This is a genomic window from Pseudomonas sp. LBUM1647 (assembly GCF_059716175.1).
The window spans coordinates 3,543,812-3,561,684 of sequence record NZ_CP166809.1 but is presented as its reverse complement, the minus strand read 5'-3'; the positions used below and the strand labels follow the sequence as shown (position 1 = coordinate 3,561,684).

General features: G+C 58.2%; 14 protein-coding genes. 1 reads left to right on the top strand and 13 read right to left on the bottom strand.

All coding sequences use genetic code 11. The annotated features are described in order from the left end of the window. Positions 1–18: 18 nt before the first annotated feature. A complete protein-coding gene (locus ACA059_RS16060) occupies positions 19–882 on the bottom strand; it encodes a DUF4123 domain-containing protein (RefSeq protein ID WP_497630044.1) in 864 nt (287 codons plus the stop codon). Next, positions 873–2,927, bottom strand: coding sequence for a type VI secretion system Vgr family protein (locus ACA059_RS16055; RefSeq protein WP_497630043.1), 2,055 nt, complete (start codon positions 2,925–2,927; stop codon positions 873–875). Before ACA059_RS16055 ends, ACA059_RS16060 begins: the two co-directional genes overlap by 10 nt. Before the next feature lie 241 nt (positions 2,928–3,168). On the opposite strand from ACA059_RS16055, the gene ACA059_RS16050 reads away from it, so the two are divergent. Further along, complete coding sequence (locus ACA059_RS16050) at positions 3,169–4,470, top strand: OprD family porin (protein WP_497630042.1); 1,302 nt, start codon at positions 3,169–3,171, stop codon at positions 4,468–4,470. Positions 4,471–4,578: 108 nt separating this feature from the next. Here ACA059_RS16050 and ACA059_RS16045 read toward each other — a convergent pair whose 3' ends face one another. The 11 genes from ACA059_RS16045 to ACA059_RS15995 all read right to left on the bottom strand — a co-directional run bounded on the left by ACA059_RS16045 (position 4,579) and on the right by ACA059_RS15995 (position 17,856). Next, the gene (locus tag ACA059_RS16045; RefSeq protein ID WP_497630041.1) at positions 4,579–5,523 is read right to left on the bottom strand and encodes a carbohydrate kinase family protein; all 945 of its coding nucleotides are present in this window, start codon (positions 5,521–5,523) and stop codon (positions 4,579–4,581) included. A gap of 13 nt (positions 5,524–5,536) precedes the next feature. Further along, complete coding sequence (gene xylB, locus ACA059_RS16040) at positions 5,537–7,033, bottom strand: xylulokinase (protein WP_497630040.1); 1,497 nt, start codon at positions 7,031–7,033, stop codon at positions 5,537–5,539. 184 nt (positions 7,034–7,217) lie between these two features. Next, on the bottom strand, positions 7,218–8,690 hold the full coding sequence (locus tag ACA059_RS16035; protein WP_497630039.1) for a mannitol dehydrogenase family protein: 1,473 nt from the start codon (positions 8,688–8,690) through the stop codon (positions 7,218–7,220). A 15-nt stretch (positions 8,691–8,705) separates the two neighbouring features. Further along, positions 8,706–9,809, bottom strand: a complete 1,104-nt coding sequence (locus tag ACA059_RS16030) for an ABC transporter ATP-binding protein (RefSeq protein ID WP_497630038.1) — start codon at positions 9,807–9,809, stop codon at positions 8,706–8,708. Between the two features lie 130 nt (positions 9,810–9,939). Beyond that, a complete protein-coding gene (locus ACA059_RS16025) occupies positions 9,940–10,770 on the bottom strand; it encodes a carbohydrate ABC transporter permease (RefSeq protein WP_046047128.1) in 831 nt (276 codons plus the stop codon). A 10-nt stretch (positions 10,771–10,780) separates the two neighbouring features. Next, the gene (locus ACA059_RS16020; RefSeq protein ID WP_046055095.1) at positions 10,781–11,707 is read right to left on the bottom strand and encodes a carbohydrate ABC transporter permease; all 927 of its coding nucleotides are present in this window, start codon (positions 11,705–11,707) and stop codon (positions 10,781–10,783) included. A gap of 151 nt (positions 11,708–11,858) precedes the next feature. Further along, positions 11,859–13,169 carry an ABC transporter substrate-binding protein gene (locus ACA059_RS16015; protein WP_095129876.1) on the bottom strand — a complete coding sequence of 437 codons (1,311 nt, stop codon included), beginning with the start codon at positions 13,167–13,169 and terminating at the stop codon, positions 11,859–11,861. Positions 13,170–13,489: 320 nt separating this feature from the next. Further along, the gene (locus tag ACA059_RS16010; protein WP_497630037.1) at positions 13,490–14,395 is read right to left on the bottom strand and encodes an AraC family transcriptional regulator; all 906 of its coding nucleotides are present in this window, start codon (positions 14,393–14,395) and stop codon (positions 13,490–13,492) included. 79 nt (positions 14,396–14,474) lie between these two features. Continuing rightward, complete coding sequence (locus ACA059_RS16005) at positions 14,475–15,356, bottom strand: phosphatidylinositol-specific phospholipase C domain-containing protein (protein ID WP_497630036.1); 882 nt, start codon at positions 15,354–15,356, stop codon at positions 14,475–14,477. Positions 15,357–15,547: 191 nt separating this feature from the next. Further along, positions 15,548–16,411, bottom strand: coding sequence for a phosphatidylinositol-specific phospholipase C domain-containing protein (locus ACA059_RS16000; protein ID WP_497630035.1), 864 nt, complete (start codon positions 16,409–16,411; stop codon positions 15,548–15,550). A gap of 95 nt (positions 16,412–16,506) precedes the next feature. Continuing rightward, a complete protein-coding gene (locus ACA059_RS15995; RefSeq protein ID WP_497630034.1) occupies positions 16,507–17,856 on the bottom strand; it encodes a glycosyltransferase in 1,350 nt (449 codons plus the stop codon). Positions 17,857–17,873: the final 17 nt, after the last annotated feature.

Genomic DNA, 17,873 nt, shown 5'->3' with positions numbered 1-17,873 from the left:
GTTACGCGGACGGGTTCATCAGGCGGCGCTGGTAGCGAGTTGCTTCAGCTGTTCAACCTTGATGAACGACTCTTCCCTGGATTGCAGGATGGCCATGGCCTGGGGCTGTGTTTCGAGCAGCGGGCCATTGGCGATGTGGGCCAGTTTGAGCAAATGCCGGCCTTCGTAGATGTTGTGATTGACCAGCACATCAAGGTTTTCCGCGATATTGGGCAGCTCTTCGTCAGTCGGCTCGCCAAATGCGGCGTATTGCTCATCGACCCAGTAGACCCAACCCAATCGCTCTTGAACCTTTGGTGCATCGTCCGGGATGTTGAACGCTGAGACGTCGCCCAGCCATTCGAGTTCCGAGACTGGGCGCCAGCTCAACCAATTACCGTTGCCAGCACCGAAATGGGTCGGCGCAGGGGTGTAGACGTGATGCCACGGACCGAAGAGCTGGTGCGAGGTTTCGCTGGCGGTGTAGGCCAGTGCGGCCCACAGGCTTGGCTTGTGATAGCTCAGCAGGCTTTGGCCGCCGGAGCCGTCATTGGCGCGTAACAGCCAGCGTGCATGTGCCAAAGCCTTGACCGGGTCGTCAGTGGTCAGGGCGATGCCGGAAAAGTTTTCTTCACATAGCTTTGCGGCTTCGGCGGCCAGGCGGCTGCCCCATGGCGCGTTGAGCCACAAGGGGCCGTCAGCGGCGATCTCGGCGAAATCGGTGCCGATGAACAAGCCTTGGGAGTTCATCGGTTCGCCGACACGGTAGAGGCGGCTCATGGCCTCAGGCTGGCGGGTGCGGTCGATGATGAAGCACAGCGTCTGGCTCGACGGTTCTCTCGGCAGTTGCTCGAACGAATGGCGGGGTTCGGCGAGGAGGGCGTTCAACGCTTTTACATGCATGTGCAATCCTTACGGCTGCAGGCGCCGTTGCTCTGTTTTCCGCACAACGGAGTGATGCCGGACTCGTTCAGGCGTTTTGGCAGTGGTATCGGGACTTTGCCGGCCTTATCCGCATCCGCCACCTTCATCGGCCCCGGCAACAACGGCGCAGCAGGCGTCCCCGAACCTGGTCCACCGCCCGAGTTAACCTTCACCTGCGCGCCACTGATCGTCACGCCCCCGGCATCTATCTTCACAAAGCTCCCGCCAGCCTTGGCCGTCAGCTCCATGCCACCCTCAACCACAACCTTTTCCCCGGCGTTGTAGTGAATCTCCTGACCCGCCTCGACAAACTGCGCCGTCCCCACCTTCACATGCTGAGTAACGGCAACCGTCAGGTGATCATCTGCCCGGGTCTCAGTCTTGCGATCCAGATGGGTAATCCGATGTTCTTCAACCTTGAACTCGCTGAAAACATTGGCCTCGACGGTGTCGTGTCGCTCGTTGCCGATGCGGATCTTCTGATCATGCTCAATGTTTTCATCCCAATCGCGCTGGGCATGCAGGTAGATCTGTTCTGCGCCTTTCTTGTCTTCAATCCGAAACTCGTTGTAACCATTACCGCCCGGAGAACTCAGGGTCTTGAAGGTGCTGCGGGTCTTGTTCGCCGGCAGGTCGTAGGGGACGACGTTTTCCTTGTGGTACAGGCAACCGGTGATCAGCGGTTGGTCCGGGTCGCCTTCCATAAATGACACCAGCACTTCCATGCCGATGCGCGGGATGGCGATGCCGCCGTAGGCACTGCCGGCCCAGCCGGTGGCGACGCGCAGCCAGCAGCTGGTGTTGTCGTCGGCCTGGCCTTCGCGGTCCCAGTGGAACTGGACTTTGACGCGACCGTATTCATCGCAGTGGATTTCTTCGCCCTTGGGGCCGGTGACGATGGCGGTCTGGCTGCCGAGGACTTTGGGTTTCGGGTGTTCGAGGGCAGGGCGGAAGTGGGCGTCCCACGGGGTGGCGAGGAAGCGGTTGCGGTAGCCCTGGTGGAAATCGTCTTTGTTCTGGGTGACGTCGCTGGTGACGTTTGCGCCGAGCACTTGCGGCTGTTTGCCTTCGTGCACCACTTCCAGCAGCAGCCAGAGGTCGTTCCACTCGGCGCGCGGGTGTTCGCTCAGGGCCATGAAGTGGCCGCTGACCAGGGTTGGCTCGTCGCCTTTGCCTTCGGCAAGTTTGTAGTCGCTGCGATGGCGTTCCAGGGCGCGGGTTGCCAGTTGTTTGCCGCGTTCGCGGTCGGTGAAGCGGCCGGGGTAGTCGTAGTCTTCCAGGTCCGGGGCGAATTCGCTTTTGGCGGCGCCTTCGGGAAGGATCCGCGGTTTCTCGAAGTCGTAGTCGCGGCGGCTGACGCGGGTGGTGCGGGTTTCCAGGCGCAGGTTGAAGCGCTTGATCACCGGTTTCTCGGCGGCCATGCCGGAGTCTTGCTGATAGGCCACGGGCGCGAGTTTGCGGAACACTGTCTGGTCATCGCCGAACACCAGTTTGTGACCGCTGGACGAGTGCTGGAAGTGGAAGTGAATGCCTTCTTCTTCGCACAGGCGCTGGATGAAATGCAGGTCGGACTCGTCGTACTGCACGCAGTAATCGCGTTCCGGGTAGATCGCGCCGAGCTGGAAGCTGTAGGCGTCGGCCAGGATGCCGCGCGCTTCGAGGACCTGAGCGATGATCTTCGGCACACTTAAATGCTGGAAAATCTGCTGGTCATGGTTGTGGCGCAGGTAGGCGAGTTGCGGCACCAGGCTGAGGCTGTAACGGGTCAGGCTTTTGCCGGAATCACCTTGCTCGATGCGGTACACCAGACCGTGGATGATGCCTTTGCCGGTGGCGCCGAAGGTCAGGCAGCCGGGCTTGTGCAGCAACTCTTCGAGTTTCAGGTCGGGGCGCGCGCTGACCAGTTCGATGTCGAAGCAGAACGGCTGGTTGAGGGTTTCGCGACCGACGAAGCTGAGTACCTGAAGGTCAACGGAAACGCCTTCCAGCGTCAGGGAAATATGGGTTGCGTTCGCGTCCAGCATGCCTTTAATTCCGTCCTTTGAATAAGCTGGGGCGGATGGTGCAGGATTAAAGCGCCTCGTTCAAGGAAACGAATAGTCATTTACCGACTAAAGTCGTCTGTAGCCGGTAACAGCCATCTGCCATCATCGCCGCTCACTTCTGTGTATCCACTTCATCCTGGCAAGTTACTTGTCCGGGGCGAAGGCTATTTTCTGGCTTATTGCGCTTTGCGCAAACGCTGCACTGTTGGAGCTTTTTTTCATGCGTCCCCCCTTTACTCTCATCACCGCGCGCCAGTCACTCGGCTTCGGCGCTTTAGTCCTGTGCGCCGGTTTTACCGGGTCGGCTTTCGCGAGCGGTTTTATCGACGACACCACGGCGAAACTCGAATCGCGCACGGTGTATTTCAATCGCGACTTCCGGGATGGGCACACGTCCACCGAGCAGGGCGCTTCGAAGCGTGAAGAGTCGGCTCAAGGTTTTATTCTCAATCTGCAATCGGGTTACACCGAAGGCACCGTCGGTTTCGGTATCGATGCCTTGGGCATGCTGGGACTTAAGCTCGACTCCAGCGCCGACAGCAGCAACAGTGGTTTGCTGCCGTCCACGGGGCAGGATCCGCGCGGGTCGAAAGACGAGTACGCGAAACTGGGCCTGACCGCCAAAGTGCGATTCTCGCAAAGTGTATTGAAGTACGGCGCACTGCTGCCCGACGTGCCGCTGCTCAAGTACAACGATGGTCGTTTGCTGCCGACGATGTTCAACGGCGCAATGCTCACCTCCAAAGAGGTCAAGGACCTGACCTTTATGGCGGCGCGGCTGGACAAGTACACCGCCCGGGATTCCACCGATTCCCAGGACATCCGCGTGCACTGCAAGAACAAGCGTTATGCCTGCAACGTCACCGCCGATCATTTCGACATGTACGGTTTCGACTACAAGATCAACGAGCGTCTGACCGGTCAGTATCACTACGCCGAGCTGGAAGACATCTACCGTCAGCACTTCGTAGGGTTGCTGGCCAACCAGCCGTTGGGCGACGGCGTGCTCAAGGCTGACCTTCGACTGCTCAAGAGTGCCGACAGCGGCGCCGCTCGTGCAGGTTCCATCGACAACCGCGCCCTGAGCGGCATGCTCGCTTACGCCATCAGCGGTCACACTTTCAGTGCCGGTTGGCAGCGCATGAACGGCGACAATTCGATGCCGTATCTGGATGGGACCAATCCGTACCTGGTCAACTATGTACAGGTCAACGACTTCGCCGCTGCGCAGGAACGTTCATGGCAGTTGCGTTATGACTATGACTTCAAGGCGATTGGCATCAATGGCCTTAGCTTCTTGACCCGTTATGTAAACGGCGACCACATCAAGGTGCTGGGCAGTGATCAGGAAGGGAAGGAGTGGGAGCGCGACAGCGAGCTCAAGTACGTGGTGCAGAGCGGGACGTTCAAAGATGTCAGTCTTCGATTGCGTAATGCGACGTACCGGACGAACTACGAGAAGTTTGCCCGGGATGTGGATGAGACCCGGTTGATTGTTAGTTACAACTTTTCGGTGTTGTAACAGTGAGGCTGGCGGTGTGAGTTACACCGCCATCGCGAGCAAGCTCGCTCCCACATTCGACCGTGATCCAATGTGGGAGCGAGCTTGCTCGCGAAGAGGCCATCACATTCAGCGCATTTCCAGCTGTTGGCGATATGGCAGATCCGGCCCGGTCTTGCTGCACGTCAGCGCCGCAGCTTGCACCGCAAACCTCAACATCCCGTCGATCTGCTCGCGGCCGAGCGATTGCACGCCCTCAACTGAATCCAGCTGCTGCTCGGTCAGCCAGGTAATCAACGCCGCCTGGAACGTATCGCCAGCGCCCACGGTGTCGGCGATTTTCACTGAACTCGCCGGTACCGACCAGGAGCCATGCATACGGCTGAACACCGTCGCCCCCTCGCCACCCCGGGTCAGAAACACCAACTGACAGCGATGCTGCAGCCAGCCTTCAATTACCCGTTGCGGATCCTGCTCGGGGTACAACAGGCTCAAATCTTCATCGCTGACTTTGATCAGGTCGGCCAGCTCAACCAAGATGGCAATCCGCGTACGCCACAGGTCGATATTCGGTTCAGGATTGAGCCGCACGTTCGGATCAAGGCTGATCAAACGCTGGCCGCTTTCCCGGCGAACCAGTGCCAACAGCGTGTCGGCAATCGGTTGCACCACCAGCGAGAACGAGCCGATGTGCAAGCCGCGCACTTCAGGTCCCAGTTCCGGCAGATGCTCCAGTTTCAGCTGACGATCCGCGCAGCCTTCGCCCCGGAAGCTGTAATGCGGCGAACCATTGGCACCGACGGCCACCATCGCCAGGGTGGTAGGCGCAGCGAAATCCACCAGGTAATCCGGGCGCACGCCTTCATCCTGCAGCACCTGCTGCAAGCGTCGACCGAGATAGTCAGTGGACAGGCCGGCAAACAACGCAGCATCCACCCCCAAACGACGCAAACCCACCGCCACGTTGAACGGCGAGCCGCCGGCAATCGCCTTGAAATTCACTTTTGAAGCCAGGCCGCTGGCGTCATCTTCACTGAAGAAATCGAACAGCGCTTCGCCACACACCAGGTACATAGTTATTCACTCTTTAAAGGGTTGCGACATGCTGTTGATAGCGTTCGTAGGCTTGCTGACAGGCCGCCACATTGTCTGCGATCGGCAAGGTTTCGCTGGCCGGATCGAGCTTCACGCAACGCTCGCAAAGATCCGCCAGGCTGTCTTCATGCCCGTTTTCCCAGGACTTGCACCACGCCGCCTGAATCGCGGCGCCAAGGGCCGCGGCTTCGCTTTGTTCGGTACAGATGACTGGGGTGTTCATGATGTCAGCGACGATCTGCCGCCACATCGGGCTTTTCGAGCCGCCGCCGATCAGGCAGATGCTGCGGCTTTGTAAGCCATTCTGGCGCAGCAGGTCCAGCCCATAACGCAAACCGAAGGTCGTGCCTTCGACCACCGCGCGGCACAGGTTGGCCTGGGTCAGGTTGGTCATCGTCAACCCCAACAGGCTGCCGGTGGCATGGGGCAGGGCGGGGACGCGCTCGCCGTTGAGGAACGGCAGCATGCACACGCCTTCGGCACCGATGGGTGCTTGCGCGACGAGGTTGTTGAACTGTTCAATATCCAGCTCGAACAGCTCGCGAATCACCCCGGTCGCGTTGGTCAGGTTCATGGTGCAGATCAGCGGCAGCCAGCCACCACTGGAGGAGCAGAACGTTGCGACGCAAGCGTCCGGACTGACTTTCGGCTGGTCGGCATAGGCGTACACCGTCCCCGATGAGCCGAGACTCATGGTGATAGCGCCGGGCTTGATATTGCCGGTGCCGATGGCGCCCATCATGTTGTCGCCACCGCCGCTGGAGACCAGCGCCTGCGGGTTGATGCCCAGATGTTCGGCGATGCTCGGCAGGATCGTGCCGACGGCTTGATGGGCGTCGATCAGCTCCGGCAGCGCGGCTTGCAGTCGCCCGGTGGGATCGATGTCACGCAGCAGCTGCAAATCCCACTGGCGGGTGCGCACATTGAAATAGCCGGTGCCCGAGGCGTCGCCATACTCGCTGCAACTGCGGCCGGTGAGCCAATAGTTGAGGTAGTCATGGGGCAGCAGGATGCGCGCGATGCGAGCGAAAATCTGTGGATGTTGTTCTTTGGTCCAGAGCAGTTTGGAGACGGTGTAGCCCGGCGCGATCACAACGCCGAGGCGTTCCAGGGAGCCTTTTTCGCCACCCAGATGGGCAAGCAGACGGTCGTTTTCCGGGGTGGATTCGGTGTCGCACCAGAGTTTGGCCGGACGCAGCACCTGGCCCTGATCGTCGAGCAGCACCAGCCCGTGTTGCTGGCCGGAAACGCCGATGCCGAGGATGTCCTGGCCGTCGACCTTCGCCGCGACCAATGCACGGCGGGTGGCAAGCGCGAAGGCTTCCAGCCATTGAGCGGTGTCTTGCTCGCGGCGACCGTTGGCGCCGCTGATCAAGGTGTGGGCTGCGGCGCCCTGGCCCAGCACCTGACCGCTGACGGCATCGAGGATGATGGCTTTGGTGCCTTGGGTGCCGCAGTCGATGCCGAGGAATAGTTGTTGGTTTGCCATGGAAGATCCTTGGATCGTCAGGTCTGTTTTAGTGCACATTCAACATATAGGTTGTCTGTCAGTCCGCCATCGCGGGCAAGCCCGCTCCCACAGTGGTCAGTGGTGGCGCACAGATTTGTGAACGACATTGATCCCTGTGGGAGCGGGCTTGCCCGCGATGGCGATAGCAGCTTCGCCTCAGGAATTACGCCAATACCCGCTCAAGGGTTGTTGTCACGCCGACATCCCGCAAGCTGTTACAGCACCACTCAAACGCTGCCACAAACTCAGGCGAATGCGGAATCGCCGTACCAAAAATCTCCTCAACCGCCAGCAACCGCTGCGTGATCAACGCATCATCCGCCACCAGCGCCTGACAAAACGCCGCCCGCGGATCAGGAATGCTGTAGGTATCCCCATTCTCGTCCACGCCCTTCAAATACAACGCCCAAGCTGCCACCACCAATGCAGCCCGTTTGGTCTCCTGCCCATCAGCAATCAAGCGATTGATCGTCGGCACAGTGAACTTCGGAAACTTCGACGAACCGTCCGAACACACGCGCTCCAGCTGATCGGCAATCGCCTGGTTGGAGAAGCGCGCCTCCAGGGTGTTTTTGTATTCGGTCAGGTCAATTCCCGGTACGGGTGACAGTTGTGGGGTCACGTCCAGGTCCATGTAGGCACGCATGTAGCGCACGAACAGCGGGTCGTTCATGGTTTCGTGAACGAAGCGGTAACCCTTCAAAAAACCCAGATAAGTGAGTGCAAGGTGACTGCCGTTGAGCAGTTTGATCTTCATCTCTTCATAAGGCGTGACGTCGTCAGTGAACTGCACGCCGACCTTTTCCCAGGCCGGACGACCGTTGACGAACTTGTCTTCCAGCACCCACTGCACAAACGGTTCGCAGACCACCGGCCAGGCATCGTCGATAGCGTGTTTATCGTGCAGTTGCAGCTTGTGTTCGGTGCTGGTCATCGGTGTGATGCGGTCGACCATCGCATTGGGGAAACTCACGTTGGTGGCGATCCAGTCCCCTAGCTCGGCATCGCGCAGGGCGGCGAATGCCAGTAACGCTTTGCGGGTGACCGCGCCGTTGTGCGGCAGGTTATCGCAGGACATCAAGGTGAAGGCAGGCGTGCCGTTTGCGCGGCGTTTGGCCAGCGCGGCGCAGAGGAAACCGAACACGGTTTTCGGTGCGTTCGGGTGTGCCAGGTCGTGCTGGATTTGCGGCAGCTGGGCCATGAACTCGCCGGTGCTGTCGTCGATGCAGTAGCCGCCTTCGGTAATGGTCAGCGAAACGATACGGATCTCGGGGCTGGCGAGTTTGTCGATCAGCGCTTGCGCACCGTCTTCGGCCAGCAGCATGTCGCGAATCGCGCCGATGACCCGGACTTCGGTGTCGTCGGTATCGCCCAGCTCGAACAGGGTGAACAGGTAATCCTGCTCTTTGAGATCGTCCCGGGCGCGGCGGTCTTCGGCGCGCAGGCCGACACCGCAAATCGCCCAGTCCAGGTCTTCGCCGGTATTCATCAACGCATCGGTGTAATACGCCTGATGCGCCCGGTGGAAACCGCCGACGCCGATGTGCGCGATGCCTTGGCGGGTGTCGCTCAGGGCGTAGGCGGGCAGGAGCACCTCAGGGGCGAGGCGGTTGAGGTTCTGTTTATTGAGTTTCATCACAAGGTCTCGAAATCAGGCCGCAGCGCGTAGTGGGCGGGTCAGCGCCACACCGTCGGCATCGAATAAATGGCAGTGTTCGGCGTCCAGATGCAGGCTCAGCGACTCGCCATAACGGCTGGCCAGGTCGCCGCGAACACGCATGGTCAGCGCTTCACCGGACGAGGTCACCACGTGGCAGAAAGTGTCGCTACCCAGGCGTTCGCTGACGTCGGCCGTGACCTGCAAGGTGCAGTCGCCGGTTTGCGCGAGATTCAGATGCTCCGGGCGAATGCCCAGGGTGACCGCGCCACCGACGCTCAGGTTGGCGTCGCTAAGCGGCAACGTGATGCGGGTGCCGGCGTCCAGCAGCACTTCGCAGTTCTGGCTTTCGACGCGGGTGACTTTGCCCTTGAGGAAACCCATTTTCGGCGTGCCAAGGAACCCGGCGACAAACAGGTTGGCCGGCTGGTGATACAGGTCCAGTGGCGAGCCGACTTGTTCGACTTTGCCGCCATTGAGTACGACAACCTTGTCGGCCATGGTCATGGCTTCGACCTGGTCGTGGGTCACGTAGATCATCGTGGCTTTGAGTTCTTTGTGCAGGCGCAGCAGTTCCAGTCGCATCTGTACGCGCAGGGCGGCGTCGAGGTTGGACAGTGGTTCGTCGAACAGGAAGATCTTCGGATTGCGCACGATGGCGCGGCCGATGGCCACGCGCTGACGCTGACCGCCGGACAACTGTTTCGGTTTACGTTCGAGCATCGGCCCGAGTTCGAGGATGCGTGCGGCTTCGCCGACTTTCTTCTCGACTTCGGCTTTCGGTACGCCAGCCAGGTCGAGGGCAAACGACATGTTTTTGCGCACGCTCATGTGTGGGTACAGGGCGTAGGTCTGGAACACCATCGCCAGGTCGCGTTTGGCCGGGCTGACTTCGGTGATGTCGCGGCCGTCGAGCTCGATGGTGCCGCCGCTGACTTCTTCCAGGCCGGCAATCAGCCGCAGCAACGTGGATTTGCCGCAGCCCGATGGACCGACGAACACTACGAACTCGCGGTCGTTCACTTCCAGGTCGATGCCTTTGATGATGGAAAAGCCTTCGAAGCCTTTTTGCAGATTCTTGATTTTCAGGTTGGCCATGGTGGCGCTCCTCCGATTGTTGTTTTTTAAGATCAAAAGATCGCAGCCTGCGGCAGCTCCTACACGGAACGTCCGGCCGATGCGGTGCTCCTGTAGGAGCTGCCGCAGGCTGCGATCTTTTGCTTTTGATTCATTTCACGGCGCCGAACGACAGGCCGCGGACCAATTGTTTCTGGCTGATCCAGCCGAAGATCAGGATCGGCGCGCAGGCCAGCGTCGACACCGCCGACAACTTGGCCCAGAACAGACCTTCGGGACTTGAGTAGGAGGCGATCAATGCGGTCAACGGCGCGGCTTTCGACGAAGTCAGGTTCAAGGACCAGAACGCCTCGTTCCAGCACAGGATCAGCGACAGCAGCACCGTAGACGCCAGGCCGCCCTTGGCGATCGGCAGCAGCACCCGGACCATTTCCTGCCACAGCGTGGCACCGTCGAGGCGCGCGGCTTCGAGGATGTCCTTGGGGATGTCCTTGAAGTAGGTGTAAATCATCCAGACCACGATCGGCAGGTTGATCAGCGTGTAGATCACGATCAGGGCGATGCGCGTATCGAGCAGGCCGAAGCTCTTGGCCAGCAGGTAGATCGGCATCAGCACGCCCACCGGTGGCAGCATCTTGGTGGAGAGCATCCACAGCAGCGTGCCTTTGGTGCGTTGGGTTTCGTAGAACGCCATCGAGTACGCCGCCGGCACCGCGATCAGTAGGCACAGAGCGGTGGCGCTGAAGGAAATCACCACCGAGTTCCAGGCGAAGCTGAAGTAATCGCTGCGCTCGTTGATGTGCAGGTAGTTCTCCAGCGTCGGCGTGAAGATGAACTGCGGCGGCGTGGCGAACGCATCGATTTCGGTTTTGAAACTGGTCATCACCATCCAGAAGATCGGGAAGAAGATCAGGATCGCGATGGCCCAGGCCAGGGTGCCGAGCAGCAGGCTTTGCAGACGGCGGGATTGTTGAAGGGTCATGGCGCAGGCCTCAGGCTTTGTCTGTCAGGTTTTTGCCGATCATCCGCACCAGCACGATGGCCGCGATGTTGGCGATCACCACCGCGATCAAGCCACCGGCGGACGCCATGCCGACGTCGAACTGCACCAGCGCCTGGTTGTAGATCAGGTAGGCGAGGTTGGTCGAGGCGTAGCCGGGGCCACCGTTGGTGGTGGTGAAGATTTCGGCGAACACCGAGAGCAGGAAGATGGTTTCGATCATCACCACCACCGCAATCGGGCGGGCCAGGTGCGGCAAGGTCAGGTGCCAGAAGATCGCTATCGGCCCGGCACCGTCGAGGCGTGCGGCTTCTTTCTGTTCCTGGTCGAGGGACTGCATGGCGGTCATCAGGATCAGGATCGCGAACGGCAGCCATTGCCAGGACACGATGATGATGATCGACAGCAGCGGGTAGTGCGCCAGCCAGTCAACCGGCTGCGCGCCGAACAGCTTCCAGACGTAGGCGAGAATCCCCGACACCGGATGGAAAATCAGGTTCTTCCAGATCAGCGCACCGACGGTGGGCATGATGAAAAACGGCGAGATCAGCATCACCCGTACGATGCCGCGACCGAGAAACTCACTGGCCTCCAGCAGCGCACTGATCAACACGCCGAACACCACGCTGATCAGCAGCACGCTGCCGACCAGCAACAAGGTGTTGGTGGCGCCGGGCAGGAACCCCGAGTCGCTGAGGAAATAGCTGAAGTTCTCAAGTCCGACGAACTCGTTCTCGCCGGGGTAGAGCAGGTTGTAGCGGATCAGCGAGAAGTAAACGGTCATGCCCAGCGGCACGATCATCCACAGCAGCAACAACGCCACCGAGGGGCTGACCAGGAACCAGCCGGGGTTGGCCAACCGGCTTTTACGCACCGGTTGGGGAATGTCCATGTGAGCTTTGGCAGTTGAAATATTCATGGCGATAGAACCGATTCATGCAGACCTATGAAGATCTAATGTGGGAGCGAGCTTGCTCGCGATGGCGGTGTATCAGTCGCCCGTAATGCTGAATGGGAGACCGTCATCGCGAGCAAGCTCGCTCCCACAGAAGGCGGGAGCAGATTGCGGGTTACTTGGGGTAACCGGCGCGCTTCATTTCACGTTCGGTGGTTGACTGGGCAGCGGTCAGGGCCTGGTCGACCGTGGTCTGGCCGATCAGCGCTGCCGAGAACAATTTGCCGACCTGGGTGCCCACGGCCTGGAATTCAGGAATGGTCACCAACTGGATGCCGATATACGGCACGGGCTTGAGGGTCGGCTTGCTCGGGTCCGCGGCTTTCAGCGATTCAAGGGTCACCTTGGCGAAAGGCGCAGCCTTCATGTACTCATCGCTATACGTCGAAGCGCGAGTACCTGGCGGTACATTGGCAATGCCGTCTTTCTCGGCAACCAAAGCGCCATATTCCTTGGAAGTGGCCCAGGCGCTGAAGGTTTTCGCCGCGTCCTTGGCCTTGGAACTGGTCGGAATTGCCAGCGCCCAGGAATACAACCAGGCCGAGCCCTTGTCGGTGGTCTCGTGCGGTGCGTAGGTGAAGCCGACGTGGTCGCTGACCTTGCTTTGGGTCTTATCGGTGACGAAGGAGCCGGCGACGCTGGCATCCACCCAGATGGCGCATTTGCCGCTGTTGAACAGCGCGAGGTTTTCGTTGAAACCGTTGCTCGACGCACCCGGCGGGCCGGATTTTTTCATGGTGTCGACGTAGAAGTTCAGCGCGTTTTTCCACTCGGGGCCGGTGAATTCCGGCTTCCACTGCTCATCGAACCAGCGCGCACCATAGGCATTGGCGACGGTGGTGATCAGCGCCATGTTCTCGCCCCAGCCGGCCTTGCCGCGCAGGCAAATGCCGTACTGTTCTTTATCCTTATTGGTGAGTTTGCTGGCGAATTCGCTGATCTGGGTCCAGGTCGGATGCTCGGGCATGGTCAGCCCGGCTTCCTTGAACAGATCGGTGCGGTAATAGGTGATGGAGCTTTCAGCGTAGAAGGGCAAGGCATACAGCGAACCCTTGACCGACAGGCCTTCACGCACCGATGGGAACACATCGTCGAGGGCGTAGCTGGCCGGCAAATCCTTCATCGGCTCCAGCCAACCCTTGGCACCCCAGAGTGCGGCTTCATACATGCCAATGGTCAGTACATCAAACTGTCCGCCCTGAGTGGCGATGTCGGTGGTCAGGCGTTGGCGCAGGACATTTTCTTCCAGCACCACCCAATTCAGCTTGATGTCCGGGTGCTCGGCCTCGAAGGTTTTCGAGAGTTTTTGCATGCGGATCATGTCGCTGTTGTTGACGGTGGCGATGGTCAGGGTCTGGGCGCCGAGGCTGACGCTGCTGAGGGTCATGCAGGTGAGGGCAAGCAGAGCTTTTACAGAAGGTTGCATCGTGCACTCCTTTTCTGCACCCGGTGGGTTACAGAAGGACAGTTATTGTTTTTGTGTCTTCCGACGGCAGGAAGAATGTGCACTGATTACAGCCTTCAATTGATGACGTGACAAATCATCCATCGCACTTGAATCGATACTATTTTGCACTGAGGTTTGGCGGGAGAGGTGCAGGGAACGGTTTTTTTGCCGTTGATCTGTATTGATTTTGTACAGGTTTTCGGGCCCCAAGATCAAAAGATCGCAGGCTTCGCCAGCGCCTACATTGGAATGCAATCCCCTGTAGGAGCTGGCGAAGCCTGCGATCTTTTGATCTTTCTTTACCCGAGATTTTGCTCAGTCAACCGTTGCACGGCCAACCGCCGGTAATGGGACGGCGTCATGCCCTTGAGTTGCTGAAAACGCCGATTGAAATTGGAAATATTGTTGAAGCCCGATTCGAAACACACGTCGGTCACCGGTTTGTCACCGTCGGCCAACAGCTCACAGGATTTGCTGATGCGCAGTCGATTGACGAACTCGATGAAACACCGGCCAGTGGCTTGCTTGAACACTCGACTGAAATAAGTCGGCTTCATGCCCAGGTGCTCGGCGACTTCCTCCAGCGGCAGTTCCCGAGCGTAATGCGCGAAGATGTAATCCACCGCCCGGTTGGTGCGATCGATATTGTGCTCATCGGCCAATTGCGGTGTCGTGGCCCCGGACAGCAGCTGATAGTCGTCAGAGGCCGCCAGTAACTCCAGCAGAATGAAAAAGTGCCCGAGGCGCGTCACGCCTTTGGTGTCGGCGATGCGCTGCATCAAAGTCATGGCCTGGCGAATGGTGCGCTTGCAGCGAAACTCGATGCCGTACTGGGCGCGCTCCAACAGCGGCACCAGCGACTTGAGCTCGGCAAACACCAAGTGGCCGCTGTCGAACAACTCGTCCGTGAAGTTGACCAGCATGTCGCGCTTGGGCACCACTTCGTCTTCGGCCACCTGGCTGATCCAGTTGTGGGGCAGGTTGGGGCCGGTGAGGAACAGCGATTCCGGATAGAAGTTACCGATGTAGTCACCGATGAATACTTTGCCGGAGCTGGCGACGATCAGGTGCAGTTCGTATTCCTTGTGAAAATGCCAGCGCACCAACGGGCAGGGAAAACCGTGCTGACGATAGATGATGGACAACCCGTTATGGTCGTCCATCAGTTCGTAGGAGGGGTCTGTCACACGGGCTGTTCGGGTCATGTCGGGGCGCTTTTCTTGTTATCGCTATCGGATCATGCCTCTTTTGGCGCCTGCTGTGCCAGCCTGCCATGGCTTTCGCTTATGCGGGTCCATGCAACCTGTCTCCGTAAACCGCTTTCATGCTGGTGGCGCTCCAGCAGTAGCGGACAATATCCGCCTCGTCAAAAAAATCGGTGCTGATGATGCTGCAACGGGTGACCCAGTCGCGGGTGGTGTGGAACCAGTCGTTGATCTGATTTTTGATGTGCTGCGGGCCACCCAGCAGCGAATAGCACGTCGCCGGCAAAGACCAGAGAAATGTATCGTAAGGCGCCCCTACAAGGGTGGTCTCAATATGCGATTGCAGATCGCTGGTGTCGGTGAATACCTTGCCGTTCCACTTGTGAGGTATTTGCGGCCAGAAATACTCACTGTCCAGCCCGGGCTTCGCCTGTGCTGCCATGACAATGCGGCGCTGCGAACTGGCGCGCTTGAGCTGTTCCACGGTACTGAGCACGTCCGAAGGACGGATCAAGCGCGAGCCCAGGCGGCGCATCAGAAGATCATTGAGTTGTTGGTAGTCGAAAGGCTTCGCCGCATCCCCTAACTGGTGGAAGTCGAGGACGATGAATTCGTCCGGGTTTCGGTCGAGGAATGTCGTCACCGCGTCGATCAGTTCATCAATAATGCGGTGGGATTGATAGCCGTTGTGATGGAAGTAGAACACCGGTACTACCGGGCCGGCGGTACAGCCAAGCCGGATATCGAACGCCCGTGCGCCCTTGGCCAGTTGCCAGGCAAATGAGTCGTTCTGGCACGTCGTCCAGTTGCCGACCATCACTTCGTAGTTGGGCGCTTTTTTGTCCATGCCGGCGTTGTGCGTGCCGGGCCAGACAATATCAGTCAGCTTCAACTGGCCGATATCCAATACGTTGCTCATCCATTTCTGTTTGTCGAGCGTGGTTGCTGTATTACGGGTCATGACAGTTCCTTGTCGTTGATTCGCCCCATCCGTGGGGAGAAGAAGTTCATGTGTCGGATGTGGCTGGGTGCCACATCCGTATCACTCGCCTGAGACAAAAGGCTTTCATGACCCAGCATAGAGGTGCATGGCAGTATTGCCAGCGTCGGAAACACTTACACAAGAATAGCTATTTGATAGCGCGAATATTGTTAATTTCGATTGCTCGCTTTCGTAAGGTTTACAGTTCGGCAATAAGAGACAATGTTGGACTCTTCAATAAAGTCGACATTGATGATATTGCATTTCAATGCCCAGTCGCTTTTCTTCGGATCGAACCAGGAATTAAGCTCGTCATGAATATCCACGGGGCCACCGAGGGCGCTGTAACTGGTGGCGGAAAGCGACCAGGGTGCCCATGTGCCTGGTGGGTTCTTTAGCACATTAATAATGTGCTTTTGCAAGTCAGCGGCACTGGTGATACCGCTGCCAGACCATTTGTGCTCGATCTGCTCGTGAAATACATTTCGATCAAGAGCGCTGTGCCATGGGGCGGCGACTAAAATTCTTTGTAGAGAGCTGATTTGTTTGAGTTGACGAAGACTCAGAGACCGGTTTTTGGTGGGGATTATGCGATGGCCGAGAAAGAGCATCATCATGCTGTTGAAGTAAGCGAAATCAAACTGATCCCGCTTCAGTTCATGCAAGTCCAGGATGATGAATTCGTTGGGGTTCTCCTGAAGAAATTTTTCCACATCGGTTACAAGGTGCCCCAAGGTACGACCATTGCGGTAACCGTTGTGATGAATGCAGAATTTCCCGACCCCCGGCGCCTTGGCGTCGTACATTAAACGGATATCGAGTGCTCGAGAGCCGTGGCGCAGCTGAGCATAAAACGATTGGTGCTGACAGGCGAGCCAGTGGGCGCCTGGAATCAGCGGCCAGGATGCTTTCCAGTCGCTGCCCGCGTTATGGGTGCCTGGCAGCGTCAATTCACAGAGCGACAATGTATCAATTGCCGGAGTAGCGGTCATCCAGTTGTTGAGTGTGTAATTATTCTGAACAAAGTTGTCCATTTAATGCATCCTTGCATTGATTTATTAGGAGTTGGTAGTTGCGCCGAACTTAACTTATCAAGTTAAAGTTCGGCTGGGTATTTATAGAGATGGTATTAAGCTTGGTCAATAACAGTGATAATGCAAGATGTTTGTTGTTGGAGTAAGTGCTGTAGCGGATTTCGATTCTTTGCCTCAATCCATTGTGCCATGTATTGCGTACTTTTGTGATGGTGATGACGCAACATGCTTCCCGTAAAGTTATCGCTTCTAAGTTGTGCCAAGTGTTGTTGGCAATACAACAACTTTTCGATCAGCGCCGGACCATGTTCCGATTGTCGATAACGATCGGCCAGCAATATCTTCCCTTGGGTTTGGGCGTCCATCCACAGAGCCTCGTCCTTGTACAGCTGAACCGCGCAATCGGCGAACGCCTGTGCTGTTCGGGTCACAGCACCCGGCCAGAGATGTTCGCCATGCATAGCTTCGGCGCCTATGGGCGTTGTGATCGTGGGCGTGCCACATAACATGGCGTCGACAATCTTGCCTTTGATGCCGGCACCGAAGCGTAGGGGGGCCAGGCATATCCGCGCGCCTGACATAACTTTTAGCGCATCTTCCGCCCAGTTCATTACATGAAAACCCTGGCCGGGGTTGTGCAACGCAGTCGCTTTGGGCGGTGTGTAAGCACCGTAAATGTGCAATTGAGCCTTTGGCAGTTGTTCGCGAATCAGCGGCCAGATAGTGGTTTTCATCCAGAGCACCGCATCCCAGTTGGGCGCATGACGGAAGTTGCCGATGCTGAGAAAGTGCGCGCGGTCTTCAAAAGAAACCGGTGGCACGCTCGGTAGATCGACCATCAGCGGGCACCAGTGCAGCAAGTGACGCGGCAGCTTGAATTGCTCGACCAGCAACTCGATCTCTACTTCGGAAACCATCAGATTCAAGTCGCAACGATAAATCGCTGCGATTTCCCGTTTGGCCAGATCGGTCTCGGCCATGAGCTCAAACTCTTCACGTAACGCCGGCGCGAACAGTTCATTGAAGTCGTTGGCGTCGTCACTGGCCTTCAAACGCTCCTTGAGGCGTTGATGGCGGGCATCTCGCAGGCTTTGCAGGTCGGAGGTCTCAAGCACGCGCAAGGCATCGGGGCAGTGCTTCTCAACTCGCCAGCCGAACTGTTCTTCCATCATGAACTGATCGAACAGAACGATATCCGGGGCCAGTTCGCTGATGAACGTGTCGAAACTGCTGTTGTTCAATTCGATCGGAACTTCGCGAATGCCCAGCACCGTCAGGTCTGCCCGGTGTTCACCGGTGCCGGCCGGGCTACTGAACGTAATGTCCCAGCCTTGCTGCAAGAAGGTCTCGAGAATTTGCATCATGTGCCCGCCGGCCGCCGAAGAGCGGGGCTCGGGCCAGACGTAACCAATGACCAGGACTTTGGTTGCGCGGGGCTGGGTCATCGGTATTCCTTGATACG